The following is a 13,888-nucleotide window of genomic DNA, read 5'->3' on the forward strand; positions in this document are numbered from 1 at the left end:
ATGAAAAAAATAATATATACAGCAATTCTAGGACTTTCATTTATATATAGCGGTTGCTCCGGTTTCCTGGAGGACCAGGTGCCTCAGGGAACTATCAGTGATGAACAACTTAAGGACCCCGCGTATATTGATAATCTGGTTATATCAGCTTATGCGGTATGGATTACCGCCGAAGATATTAATTCTTCCTTCTCTATGTGGAACTATGATGTACGTTCCGACGATGCCTATAAGGGAGGTAACGGAACGGAAGACGGAGATGTATTTCATGCATTGGATGTTTCGCAGGGAATCATGACTACAGCCTGGAATATCAGCGATATGTGGCAACGCCTCTACAATTGCATATCGCGTGTCAATACATCTTTACAATTACTGGAACAAGTTGATGGGAACGCATATTCACTGAAACAGCAACGTATTGCTGAAATGCGTTTTCTGAGAGGACATGGTCATTTCTTACTAAAACGCCTATATAAAAATATTGTGTTTGCTAACGATGCCGGTTTGTCGCCGGAAGAATATAACTATCTGTCTAATACAGCTTATACAAATGATGAAGGTTGGCAGCTGATTGCTGATGATTTTCAATTTGCCTATGATAACCTTCCTGTCAAACAATCTGAGAAGGGACGTCCCACCAAAGCTGCGGCAGCTGCATATCTGGCAAAGGCTTATTTATATAAGGCATACCATCAGGACAATGCTAAAAGTCACGAAGTGACAAGCATCAAAGCAGAAGATCTGTTGCAGGTAGTGAAATATACAGAAAACAGTATTATGTCGGCAGGAGGCTATGCGTTAGAGCCAGACTTCCACAACAATTTCCGTCCCGAACCTCAATACGAAAATGGACCGGAATCCCTATGGGCAATGCAATATTCAATGAATGACGGTACTAACAATGGTAACTGTAATTGGTCTTATGGCTTGATTGTTCCCAATATTCCCGGAGTAACTGACGGTGGCTGTGACTTTTACAAACCAAGCCAGAACTTGGTAAACGCATTCAGAACAGATAATAACGGCTACCCTTTCTTCGATTCATTCAACAATAAGGACTATGATCCTAATTCCGATTATGCTGACCCTCGTTTATTCCTGACTGTGGGTATGCCGGGATTTCCTTACGAGTTCAATAAAAATTATATGATGGATGAGTCCACCACATGGAGCCGTAGTAATGGGCTTTATGGCTACTATGTAACATTGAAACATAATGTTGATCCTGATGGCGATTATTTGATCAAGGGTTCATGGTGGGGTTCGCCTATGAATCGTATTGTGTTGCGCTATGCTGATGTATTATTGATGCGTGCCGAAGCTTTGATCCAGCTAAACGATGGCCGTGTAAATGAAGCTATCAGTCTGATAAACCAGGTGCGCAGCCGGGCAAAACAGAGTACTGCGATGATCTCAGATTATGAAATGGAATATGGTGTTCGTTTCAATATTCAGACTTATACGGGAACTTATTCACAACAGGAAGCTCTTAATTTATTGAAGTTCGAACGCCGCGTGGAGATGGCTCTCGAATCAGAGCGTTTCTTCGATTTAGTTAGATGGGGAGAAGCCGCGGAGGTATTGAACAAGTTTTTTGCGCAAGAGGCTAATGATTGTACTATCTATTCCAGCGCTTCATTTACAAAGAATAAAAATGAATATCTGCCTGTCCCATTTGCTCAAATGAGTGCCAGTAATGGAAAATATACTCAGAACATAGGTGGATGGTAATAATAATCTTTTTATAATCGCTAATATATGAAAACGATAATAAATAAAATAAGCTTGCTTATTCTGGGCAGTGCAATCATGTTTGTTGCTTCAGGATGTAGTGATGACAATAAATCTGATCTCCAATTGGATGGAGATACATGGATTTCCTCTTTTACTCTGGATGACAATTATCCGGGAGTAATAGACCGTACTTCAAAAACGATAACAGTAGGAGTGCCTGAAGTATATGATACAGATGCCATGACTGTTACTGCTATCGAGTTCTCCGATGGAGCAAAAGCGTCTGTAAAGGCTGGCGATGTTCTGAATTTCTCTTTTCCTCAGGTCATAAAAATTACCAATGGCGATGTTTTTATGGACTATACCGTGAATATTAAGCATGATGAAGCCAAAATTCTTACATTCAAATTGAATGATATATATGCCGGAGTTATCGACCAGGTAAAACGTAACATAACAGTACGTGTTCCTGGCTCGGTTGATGTAAAGAATTTAGTTCCGGTAATAACTACTTCTGATGGTGCTGTTGTAACACCGGCATCGGGACTGGCTGCTGATTTTACCAATCCTGTCGATTTTACAGTGACATATAATACAGCATCAGCAGTCTATACCGTAACAGTCATCCCTACGGATGCACCAAGTGCTGTATATGTCGGTTTAGCTGCATCGATGGATCTGCTGAATGCTGAAGAGAAAGAGGCAGCTACCTGGATGCTCAATAACATTGCAAATTCACAATATGTCTCTTTTGAAGATGTACAGGCTGGAAGAGTAGACTTGAGCGAATGTAAGATCATGTGGTGGCATCTGCATATTGATGGAGGAATTGATTCAATGACCAAATTTGATGCAGCAGCTCCTGCAGCGGTCAACGCTTTGGTTAAGATGAGAGAACTCTATAATAATGGAATGAACTTGTTACTTACCCGCTATGCAACTTTCTATGCTGCAAAAATAGGTACGACCCTGGATGGCAATAATCCTAACAACTGCTGGGGACAGTCCGAAGAAACAGGGGAAATCACCGGTGGCCCATGGAGTTTCTCGATGAAAGGCCATGAAAACCATCCGCTTTATCAGAATCTGGTGATGGTGAACGGTGAAACAAGCAATGTATATACATGCGATACCGGATACAGGATTACGAATAGTACAGCACAATGGCATATAGGTTCTGACTGGGGAGGCTATGCGGACAATGAAATATGGAGACAAAAAACGGGAGGCGTTGATTTAGGTTATGGTGGCGATGGTGCTGTCGTAGCATGGGAATACCTACCGGCAGATACCAGGGGAGGTATTGTATGTATCGGTTCGGGATGTTATGACTGGTATGCTTTTGGTGTAGATGTTTCAGCGGATAAATACCATGGAAACGTAGCCCGGATGACAGAGAATGCAATCAACTATTTAATGAGTAAATAAAAAACATAATCTATGAAAACAATGATATATTCACTTGCTTTAACTGCCTTGCTGACTTCTTTTGCAGGTTGCAGTGACAACAATGATCCGGTGTTGACTCAGAAAGACTGGGAGGGAACAGCTACTTATTTTAAATCTACTGATGCGAAGGGTTTTGATACCTATTATAAGCCTTATGCAGGTTATGTGGGAGACCCTATGCCTTTCTATGATCCGGTTGCAAAGGATTTTAAGATAATGTATTTACAAGAATTCCGTCCTAATCAGGCAGGGACTTACCATCCGATTTGGGCGTTAAGTACTAAAGATGCAGGTAATTACACTGCTTTAGGAGAACTGATCTCTTGTGGTGGATTGGCCGAACAGGATGCTGCGATTGGTACAGGCAGCACTATTTATAATCCTGTAGATAAATTGTTCTATACTTTTTATACAGGTAATAAATATAGGCCTACGTCTGCGGAAAATGGTCAGGTTGTAATGGTTGCTACCTCTAGCGACTTCACGAACTGGACTAAAGACCATAATTTCTATTTGAAAGGTGATACCGATGGTTATAGCAAGAACGATTTTCGTGATCCGTTTGTATTTGAAGGGGAAGACGGGAAATACCATATGCTGGTATCCACCACCAAAGATGGAAGAGGCGTATTGGCCGAGTACACATCCACTGATATGAAAGACTGGGATCATGCAGGTGTATTTATGCCAATGCACTGGGATCGTTTCTATGAGTGTCCCGATGTATTTAAAATGGGTGACTGGTGGTATCTCGTTTATTCGGATATGTCCAAATGGTCGCGTAAAGTTCAGTATTTTAAAGGGCGCACATTGGATGAGTTGAGAAAATCATCAGATCCTCTTGCCTTTCCTGACAGCAAAGAAGGAGTTTTAGACTCTCGTGCCTTTTATGCAGGGAAAACAGCCTCGGACGGAACAGACCGCTATATCTGGGGATGGTGTCCGACTCGTCCGGGCAATGATAATACGGATGTTGGCGCCGATAATGAACCGGAATGGGCCGGAAATTTAGTTGCCCATAAGATTGTTCAACATCAGGATGGCACAATATCTTTTGGGTTGGTAGATGGTATTAGTCAGAAATATAATGTTGAATCTGCCGTGAAAGTAATGGAAAAGAGTGAAGGTGTATCTGAAAACGGTGGAAGTTATACTCTGGCCGGCAATTCGTATGCGCTTTTCAACCGCTTGAATGCGCATAATAAAATTTCATTTACAGTGAAAACGGCAAGCAATGCCGACAAGTTTGGTTTTTCTTTTGTCCGTGGTACGGATTCTGCAAAGTATTATACAATTGTTGTGAGTCCGGAAGATAACAACAATAAGAGAAAAATAAACTTTGAAGAAGAAGGTGAAGCGGGAAAAGGTTTCATTGCCGGAATAGACGGTTATCTGTTCGACACTCCCGCTGATAATGTGTATAATGTGACTATCTTCACAGACAACTCGGTTTGTGTAGTATATATCAATGATAACGTAGCTTATACAAACCGTATTTATGGGATACAAAAGAATCCTTGGTCTATAAATAGTTATTCAGGAACTGTCGACGTGAGCAATCTCAAAGTCAGTTATTATTAATTGGACATGAAACTTTGTTTGAAGTAAAACCTTTCAAAACAGGATATAAATGAATAATAAATTAAAAATATATAGTGGTCTTCTGGCTCTCACCCTTATTGGTTGTGCCACAAAATCAGATATTATTATAGAAGATTTTGAATCCGGGACTTATAATAAGTGGACAGTCGAAGGCGATGCTTTCGGTGCAACACCTGCTACAGGAAGTTATGCCGGGCAACAGAATGTAGAAGGCTTTGAAGGTAAACATCTGGCTAATAGTTTTAGCGGAGGAGATGACTCCCGGGGAACTCTTATATCACAAGAATTCACTATTGAGCGTGATTATATCAATTTCCTGCTAGGTGGAGGAATGAATCAGGACACTTATATCGAATTAGTTATAAATAATAAAAGTATTCATAGATCGCGTTCTGTTGTAGAAACCGAAACATTGCAATGGATGACATGGGATGTGAAGGAATATACCGGACAAAAAGCGGTTATCCGCATTGTTGATAATCAGCGCGGAGGATGGGGTCATATACTGGTAGACCAAATAGAACAAAGTAATACGGAAAAAAGTGTATTTATGGTCGATTATGAATTAACTTTTGATGCCGACAAGAAATATATTCTTGTCCCTATCGACGACGACAGTCCAGAGTCTGTTATAACACTTGTCGTAGACGGCGCAAGAATAGGTGTACCGATGTATATAAGAGTAGCTCAGACCGAAAAAATAGATTATTGGGTTCCCATTGACATTGACAAATATAAAGGCAAAAAAGTAACTCTGACATTTGCTCATGCAAAAAAGACGGATAAGCATTTGAATGATATTAAACAGTCCGATTCTTTTAATTTTAATTATGATGAAACATATCGTCCATCATATCATCATACTCCGCTGTACGGATGGATGAACGATCCTAATGGTATGGTTTATTTCGATGGTGAATATCATTTGTTTTTCCAATATAACCCATATGGATCGAAGTGGGCAAATATGCACTGGGGGCATAGTGTGAGCAAAGACCTTAAAAAATGGGAATATCTGCCGGTTGCTTTAGCTCCCGACTCGCTCGGTTCAATCTTTTCAGGCAGTGCCGTTATTGATAAAAATAATACGGCAGGCTTCGGTAAAGACGCAATGGTGGCTATATATACTTCAGCCGGGAAAACTCAGACACAATCTATAGCATATAGTACGGATAAGGGGCGCACATTCACCAAATATGACCATAATCCTGTATTGGCAGATCCTGATATTGCGGATTTCCGCGATCCGAAAGTGTTTTGGCATGATGCTTCGGGGCAGTGGGTGATGTCTTTGGCCACGTCACAAACGATTACATTTTATGGCTCAAAAAATCTCAAAGAATGGAATAAACTAAGCGAATTTGGTGAAGGTATAGGTTCGCATGCAGGGGTATGGGAATGCCCTGATTTGCTCCCTTTGACATATGATGGACAAACGAAATGGGTATTGTTTGTAAGTATCAATCCCGGAGGGCCTAATGGGGGCAGCGCTACCCAGTATTTCATAGGTAGCTTCGATGGTAAAACATTCCGGGCCGATGATCTCAGTTATCCTTTATGGCTCGATTATGGACGGGACAATTACGCAGGAGTGACATGGAATAATGTTCCGGCAAAAGATGGGCGTCATTTGTTTATGGGGTGGATGAACAACTGGGATTATGCGAATTCTGTTCCTTCGTTAAACTTTTCGAGCGCTAATACATTAGTGCGTGAATTGAAACTGGTACACAACGGTGAGCATTTAGTGGTGGCTAATCCTCCTATTGCAGAAATGGCGGCCCTAAGAAGAAACGGAGAAAAGATCGGAAACAAACAAGTGAATAAAACATACACCCTTGAGAAATTATTGAAAGACAACCAAGGAGCTTATGAAGTTGAATTTTCAGTAAAACCGAGAGGTGTGAATAGTTTTGAGTTTAAATTGGTAAACATCAAAGGAGAAAACATTCGTTTCATATTCGACCTGAAGAAAAATACCCTTTCTGTCGGCCGGGCGAAAAGCGGCCTGATTGATTTCTCCAATAATTTTGCTACGGCACTTATTAATGCACCGTTGGTTGCCAAAGATTCTTATAAAATAAGACTGTTTGTTGATAAAGCTTCTACCGAATTATTTGTTAATGACGGAGAGTTGGTGCAAACGAATCTTGTTTTTCCTACCGAGCCGTATAACTCGCTGGTATTCGCAACTGATGGGGGGGCATTTGAAGTAGAAGATATCAATATCTATAATTTAAAATAATAGCAATCTGAAATGAAACAAAAAAGTATATATACAAGCATATTGCCTGTGATGCTGGCCTTCTTCTGTATGGGGTTTGTTGACCTGGTGGGCGCTGCATCTAATTATGTAAAAGCAGACCTGGTACTGACTGATACCGAAGCGAATATTTTCCCGTCGATGGTTTTCTTCTGGTTTTTACTTTTCTCGGTACCTACAGGAGTATTGATGGGTAAAATTGGCCGGCGCAGAACTGTAATTCTAAGCCTCATTATAACGGCAACATCATTAGTTATACCTATTATCACTTATTCATACATTTCTATGCTCATTTCTTTCTCCTTATTAGGAATTGGTAATACCTTGATGCAGGTTTCATTAAATCCATTGCTGTCGAGCATCGTAAAGGGAGATAAACTGGCAAGTTCACTTACTTTCGGACAATTCATAAAAGCGATCGCTTCTTTTACAGCGCCTATCATAATGGCCCGGGCAGCACTTATGTTCGAGAATTGGCGTTTACTATTCCCTCTGTTTATGGTAATAGCTGTTATTGCAATCCTTTGGCTTGGATTCACGTCGATATATGAAGAAAAGGAAGATAGTAAGAATGCATCATTCAGGGAGTGTTTTGCATTGCTGGGTAATAAATTTATACTGCTTTGTTTTCTGGGAATAATGTGCCATGTGGGTATTGACGTGGGCGTTAATGTAACAGCTCCTAAGATATTGATGGAACGTTTGCGAATAACCCTTCAGGACGCGACTTATTCGACGAGTGTCTACTTTCTGTTCCGTACAATAGGGTGCTTTAGCGGAGCAATTATATTAGCACGTTTTTCTCCTAAAAAATTCTTTGGGATAAGCGTCATTTGTATGATTTTGTCAATGCTTGTATTTTTTACTTTCGATAATAAGATTGCATTATATATTGCGATAGCTTTGATCGGCTTCGGTAATTCAAACATTTTCTCTATAATCTTCTCTCAAGCCTTGCTGCACAATCCTGATAAGAAAAATGAGGCATCAGGACTTATGATTATGGGACTTTTCGGAGGGACCGTTTTTCCTTTCTTCATGGGACTAGCTACCGACACACTGTCTTCGCAGACAGGAGCGTTGGCTGTAATGAGCATAGGCATTGTTTACCTGTTGTTTATGTCGTTTAAACTGAAGGGAAGTGCAGCAACTGCATAATATAGAATTGAAATAATAATAGATAGAATAAAATGAAAAATATTGTAGTAGGATTAGGCGAAATCCTTTGGGATGTATTCCCGGAACGTAAAGTTCTGGGAGGAGCACCCGCTAATTTTGCTTATCATGTATCTCAGTTCGGATTTAATGGATATGCGGTCAGTGCTATTGGTGAAGACCTTCTGGGCAAAGAGATTTTATCAAGCTTGGAAGAGAAAAAACTCAACTATCTGGTAGAAAAAACCGACTATCCAACCGGAACAGTACAAGTTACGCTTAATAAATCGGGCGTGCCGCAATACGAGATTTGTGAAAATGTGGCTTGGGATAATATCCCATTTACGGCCCGTACCGAGAATCTGGCAAAGAATACACAGACCGTATGTTTTGGCTCTTTAGCCCAGCGAAGTGCTGTTTCGCGCGATACTATCCGTAAGTTTCTGGCTGCTATGCCCGAAGATAGTCTGAAGATATTCGATATCAATTTACGTTTAGATTATTACACCAGAGAGATCATAGAAGAATCGTTGCAGATGGCTAATATGATGAAGATTAATGATGAAGAGGTTATTAAAATCGCAGCCCTTTTCGACTGGAATGGAGAGGAGCAGGATATATGTAAGAGGCTTCTTGATGAATATGATCTTAATATTCTTATCCTGACTAAAGGAACTGAAGGCAGCTTCGTATTTACTCCCCGCCAGACATCATACCAGTCTACGCCGAAAGTCCATGTTGCAGATACTGTGGGTGCCGGAGACTCTTTTACTGCAGCTTTTGTTGCGGCATATTTACATGGAGAGCGTATAGAGGATGCCCATCAATTGGCAGTAGAAGTGTCGGCCTATGTCTGTTTGCAACATGGGGCAATGCCGAAACTTGCTGATGCTTATTTAGAGCTCTTTCACAATAGAGGTTGACCCCTCCTATATACTGTTAAAAAAGCACCATTACATATTAAATATAATAGTGCTTTTTGTATTTTTATTACCTTGTTCTATATTTGATGCCATGAAAATTAGAATCTTACTCTGTTTTATTCCTTTATTTCTTTTCTTCGCTTGTAAGCGAGACAAGGATGTACGCTATACCATAGGTGTATCACAGTGTAGTGATGATCTGTGGCGTGAAACGATGAATAATGAGATGCAACGGGAAATCGGATTTCATAAGGATGCAAATATCATCATCCGGAGCGTAAAGGATGACACACAAAAGCAAATAGAGGATATCGAATGGCTAATAGAACAAGATGTAAATCTCCTGATTATATCACCAAACGAATCGAAAGCCCTGACACCGGTAATACAAAAAGCCTATAAAAGCGGTATCCCTGTTATATTGGTCGATCGAAGAATAGATACAGAGGATTATACAGCTTATGTAGGTGCCGATAATTATCAGATTGGCAAAGAAGTCGGGCTTTATGCAGCGGGTATACTCAATGGAAGAGGAAATATAGTTGAAATAAGAGGCTGGAATGGCTCTACTTCCGATGCTGAACGTCATGCAGGATTTGTTGATGGGTTAAAGAATTATCCTGATATACGGATTATAGCTGAAGCCCGTGGTAATTTTCTGAAAGAGGAAGCTAAACTTCAGATGAGTAATATCTTAAGTGAATATGATCATATAGACCTGGTCTTTGCCATGAATGATCCAATGGCAGCAGGAGTATACGAAGCATCCCGGAAATATACCGGTAAAACTCCATTTATTATTGGGGTTGATGCCCTATCCGGTGAAGGCGGAGGCATTCAGAATATACAGAATAATATTCAGGATGCATCTTTCATTTATCCTACGGGAGGAGATAAGGTTGTTGATCTGGCAATGAAGATATTGAAAAGCCAGCCGTTTGATAGGGAAAACACACTCTACACTACTGTTGTTGATAAAAGCAACGTGCGGGTATTGCAGTTGCAGACTGAACAAGTCGCTGAACAGCAGTCGAAAATAGATTCGATAAATTCGTCTCTAAACGATAGTCTGGAGAGGTATACCAATCAGAAAACCTTATTTTATATTTCTATTATAGCCATTGTTCTTATTTCTTTCTTTTTACTCATTTCATTTCAAGCTTATCGGGCTAAAAGTAAAGCAAACCGGCTGCTTGCCCATCAAAACGAAGAAATAAAACGTCAGGCAGAAGAACTCAGGGAGCAGAAAGAGCAATTGTTGACTATATCGAAACAGTTGGAAGAGGCAACGCATGCCAAACTAGTCTTTTTCACTAATATTTCACATGAGTTCAAAACCCCGTTGTCACTCATATTGGGGCCTGTAGAATCTTTGCTCAGCGAAGGATGTCTGACGAAGGATCAGCACGAACTACTTACTTTGGTTAAGAAAAATAGTAACCGCTTACTGTATCTCATTTCTGAAATTATTGAGTTTCGGAGTTATGAAAATGATAAGATGAATATGCATTTTTCGGAAGGGAACCTGAAAGAATTTATAGAAGATGTAAATCCATTATTTAGTGATTGGATCAAACGGAAGCGGGTAAATTTCAGTTTTGTGACAGATGATAATTCGTTTGATATGGTTTTTGATAAGGAAAAAGTAGAAAAGATATACTTTAATCTCATATCAAACGCATTGAAGTTTGTAAACATATCAGGGGAGGTTAAGGTTGAGTTAAAGAAGAAGATACTGGAAAGTGGGGATTATGTCGAATTATCAGTATTTAATAGCGGGTCATATATACCACCCGAAATATTGAGAAATGTCTTCGATCGTTTTTATAAAGTAGATCAGAGTAATGAGGGTACAGGTATAGGACTTTCATTGACGACTGCGCTTGTAGATGCACATAAGGGAAAAATAGATGTGTGGAGCGACGAAGACAAGGGGACTACATTTTGTGTACTGTTGCCGCTTGCTTTGGACGATCTGACGATATCTGATTTGTATGTTCCAGGATTTATTGAATCCAGGCTTGAATTAGAGACAGATGAATTTGAACCAGGTCTGGAGCAAGAAATCTCAGGAAATGAAGATAAGCCAATAGTACTGGTTGTCGAGGATAATTATGATATGCGTAAATTCATAAAACACATACTCTATAAAGAATATGATATTATTACCGCAGATAATGGAGCAGATGGCATTAGCAAAGCAAAAAAATTCATTCCTGATATTATTATCAGTGATGTAATGATGCCTGAAAAAGATGGCTTTGAGCTATGTAGTCTGTTAAAAGAAAATGTGTCGACAAATCATATACCTATTATTTTACTCACAGCGTGTTCGTTGGATGAACAGAAGGCTATTGGATTTGAGAATGGAGCAGATGCTTATATACCCAAGCCGTTCAATGCACACCTGCTGAAAATACGAGTGCGTAAACTGATAGAGAACCGTCAGAAAATAAAAGAAGCCTTTGGTAACAACCTGATCAATGATTCAAAAAAAGAATCGTTGGGAGAGATAGAACAGAACTTTATCAATGATTTCCAAGCTTATGTTGAGAAATATATTACCAACCCGGAATTGAGTGTAGACGAGTTGGCGGATCATCTCAAACTTTCCCGTTCGCAACTCTATCGAAAGATAAAATCATTGACAAACTATTCTCCTAATGAATTAATCAGGATCGTAAGGCTTAAATATGCAAAGCAAATGCTCAATAGCAAAATTAAGTCGATCTCCGAAGTGGCATATGAGGCCGGATTTTCTTCACCATCCTATTTTGCTAAATGTTTTAAAGATATTTATGGTGAAAGCCCCACCGAATATCTCGAACGGTTGGAATAATTAAGCTGATAATTTGATCATCTGTTCGACGTAGTTCTAAACTTTACGAAAGTCTCCGGTTCTCCATATTTATTGAAGTAAATGATTATTCCTTTAACCCACGCTTTGTGGATAATATATCTTTTTATTCTAAATATTTGTTAATTGAAAAAGTCTTTATATATTTGCATCCGTAAAAAAGAATACTAACCCTTAAAAGTTTTAGAGAAAGGGTATAATTATGTTGGTCAAAAAATAGAACACAAAAGCACAGGAAACTAATTTGGGCTATCGGGATGATGACCCTTACAATATTTGAACAGATCTATCACAATCAACGGCTGCAAAGTTGATAGACATGGGTTAGTTTCACAATCACAATTTTAATTTTTTATTATCAATGCTGATTCATTGGCAGTTATAAATCTGTCCATGTGTCACTCAGGAATATGACCTGCCTCCGGCAAATATTGTTTGTCCGGTTCAGCGCGTATTCATATCATAAAACAATTATGGGCATACAACCAAAAGAATTAAGTAAACTGGGATATACCAACAACATAGCACGTAGCCTTGCCATAAATATAATAAACAAGCACTGTAAACACGATGGCAAAGAGCAGATCATAAGGGTGTTAAGTGATTTATTGGATAATCCCGAAAAATATAAAAGAGACGAGATATGGGGGAAATTGGCAGAACACTTTTCTCCAACTATTATCGACAAGCAATTTACAGTCTATAACCTGTTAGATACACCATTACCATACAAAACTTACGGTGGTAAGTTTATTGAAAGCCTGGCGAAGCAGCAGATGGAACTCGCTATGCGCCTGCCCGTGACAGTTGCAGGAGCCCTGATGCCGGATGCACATGCCGGATACGGATTGCCTATTGGCGGGGTGTTGGCAGTAGAAAATGCAGTGATACCTTATGCCGTGGGTGTGGATATAGGTTGTCGGATGAGTCTGTCGGTATTCGATGTAAATGTGGATTATCTGAAACGTTATTCACATCAGATTAAGGAAGCATTGAAAGAATACACACATTTCGGTATAGATGGATGTTTAGGCTTTCCTCAGGAACATGATATACTTGACAGAAACGAATTTCAACTTACTCCATTACTAAAAATGCTGCATGGAAAAGTTGTCCGTCAACTAGGCTCATCGGGAGGAGGAAACCACTTCGTGGAATTCGGAGAAATAGAACTGATTAACGACAATGTATTGAATCTTCCGGCAGGAAATTATATGGCATTGCTTTCTCATTCAGGTTCGCGGGGTATGGGAGCTGCTATCGCGCGTCATTACAGCGATATCGCACGCGAAGTATGCAGGTTGCCAAGAGAATCACAGCATTTTGCGTGGTTGAATCTTAATACCGAAGCCGGACAGGAATATTGGATGAGTATGAATCTGGCGGGCGACTTTGCACAGGCCTGTCATGAACGAATACATATCAATCTAAGTAAGGCTTTGGGTGTAAGAGTTATAGCCAATGTAAATAATCATCATAACTTCGCATGGCGTGAAGAAATAGCTCCTAACCGATATGCAATTGTACATCGTAAAGGTGCTACTCCTGCTGGTAAAGGTGCGGCAGGATTTATTCCGGGAAGTATGGCAACAACAGGTTATTTAGTCTGCGGAAGAGGAGAGAAAGAATCTCTTAATTCGGCCTCGCATGGAGCAGGCAGGGCGATGTCCCGCCAGAAAGCGAAGGAACAGTTCACACAATCGGCTTTGAAAAAATTACTATCGCAGAACGGAGTAACTCTTATTGGCGGCAGTGTGGAAGAAATGCCATTGGCTTATAAAGACATTGAGAGGGTAATGCCTGCACAGGAATCATTGGTAGATATTCATGGAAAATTTATGCCACGAATAGTGAGAATGAATAAAGATTAAGGGGTACAGGCCCTTTTATTAAACAAAACAG

The 13,888-nt window shown here is 39.9% G+C and carries 8 protein-coding genes; all 8 read left to right on the forward strand.

Annotated features, from left to right (window positions below; all coding sequences use genetic code 11):
* Positions 1 to 1,734: a RagB/SusD family nutrient uptake outer membrane protein gene (locus HMPREF9455_RS06930; protein WP_006798921.1), complete on the forward strand. Its 1,734-nt coding sequence runs from the start codon at positions 1 to 3 to the stop codon at positions 1,732 to 1,734.
* 27 nt (positions 1,735 to 1,761) lie between these two features.
* Complete coding sequence (locus HMPREF9455_RS06935) at positions 1,762 to 3,165, forward strand: DUF4960 domain-containing protein (protein ID WP_006798922.1); 1,404 nt, start codon at positions 1,762 to 1,764, stop codon at positions 3,163 to 3,165.
* A 12-nt stretch (positions 3,166 to 3,177) separates the two neighbouring features.
* The gene (locus HMPREF9455_RS06940; protein WP_006798923.1) at positions 3,178 to 4,767 is read left to right on the forward strand and encodes a glycoside hydrolase domain-containing protein; all 1,590 of its coding nucleotides are present in this window, start codon (positions 3,178 to 3,180) and stop codon (positions 4,765 to 4,767) included.
* Positions 4,768 to 4,816: 49 nt separating this feature from the next.
* Complete coding sequence (locus tag HMPREF9455_RS06945; RefSeq protein WP_006798924.1) at positions 4,817 to 7,033, forward strand: glycoside hydrolase family 32 protein; 2,217 nt, start codon at positions 4,817 to 4,819, stop codon at positions 7,031 to 7,033.
* A 12-nt stretch (positions 7,034 to 7,045) separates the two neighbouring features.
* Entirely contained in the window at positions 7,046 to 8,209 is a 1,164-nt protein-coding gene (locus HMPREF9455_RS06950; protein ID WP_006798925.1) for an MFS transporter, read from the forward strand.
* Between the two features lie 32 nt (positions 8,210 to 8,241).
* Complete coding sequence (locus HMPREF9455_RS06955) at positions 8,242 to 9,129, forward strand: carbohydrate kinase family protein (protein ID WP_006798926.1); 888 nt, start codon at positions 8,242 to 8,244, stop codon at positions 9,127 to 9,129.
* A gap of 91 nt (positions 9,130 to 9,220) precedes the next feature.
* On the forward strand, positions 9,221 to 11,968 hold the full coding sequence (locus HMPREF9455_RS06960; RefSeq protein WP_044215670.1) for a hybrid sensor histidine kinase/response regulator transcription factor: 2,748 nt from the start codon (positions 9,221 to 9,223) through the stop codon (positions 11,966 to 11,968).
* A 491-nt stretch (positions 11,969 to 12,459) separates the two neighbouring features.
* Positions 12,460 to 13,857: an RtcB family protein gene (locus HMPREF9455_RS06965; protein WP_006798928.1), complete on the forward strand. Its 1,398-nt coding sequence runs from the start codon at positions 12,460 to 12,462 to the stop codon at positions 13,855 to 13,857.
* Positions 13,858 to 13,888: the final 31 nt, after the last annotated feature.

The sequence above is a fragment of the Dysgonomonas gadei ATCC BAA-286 genome (assembly GCF_000213555.1).
In the GTDB taxonomy this organism is placed as follows: Bacteria; Bacteroidota; Bacteroidia; order Bacteroidales; family Dysgonomonadaceae; genus Dysgonomonas; species Dysgonomonas gadei.

Bases quoted from the DNA above. Each gene is read 5' to 3' on its own strand.
- HMPREF9455_RS06960 (WP_044215670.1), top strand. From the start codon at position 9,221: ATGAAAATTAGAATCTTACTCTGTTTTATTCCTTTATTTCTTTTCTTC.
- HMPREF9455_RS06940 (WP_006798923.1), top strand. From the start codon at position 3,178: ATGAAAACAATGATATATTCACTTGCTTTAACTGCCTTGCTGACTTCT.
- HMPREF9455_RS06965 (WP_006798928.1), top strand. From the start codon at position 12,460: ATGGGCATACAACCAAAAGAATTAAGTAAACTGGGATATACCAACAAC.
- HMPREF9455_RS06935 (WP_006798922.1), top strand. From the start codon at position 1,762: ATGAAAACGATAATAAATAAAATAAGCTTGCTTATTCTGGGCAGTGCA.
- HMPREF9455_RS06955 (WP_006798926.1), top strand. From the start codon at position 8,242: ATGAAAAATATTGTAGTAGGATTAGGCGAAATCCTTTGGGATGTATTC.
- HMPREF9455_RS06930 (WP_006798921.1), top strand. From the start codon at position 1: ATGAAAAAAATAATATATACAGCAATTCTAGGACTTTCATTTATATAT.
- HMPREF9455_RS06945 (WP_006798924.1), top strand. From the start codon at position 4,817: ATGAATAATAAATTAAAAATATATAGTGGTCTTCTGGCTCTCACCCTT.
- HMPREF9455_RS06950 (WP_006798925.1), top strand. From the start codon at position 7,046: ATGAAACAAAAAAGTATATATACAAGCATATTGCCTGTGATGCTGGCC.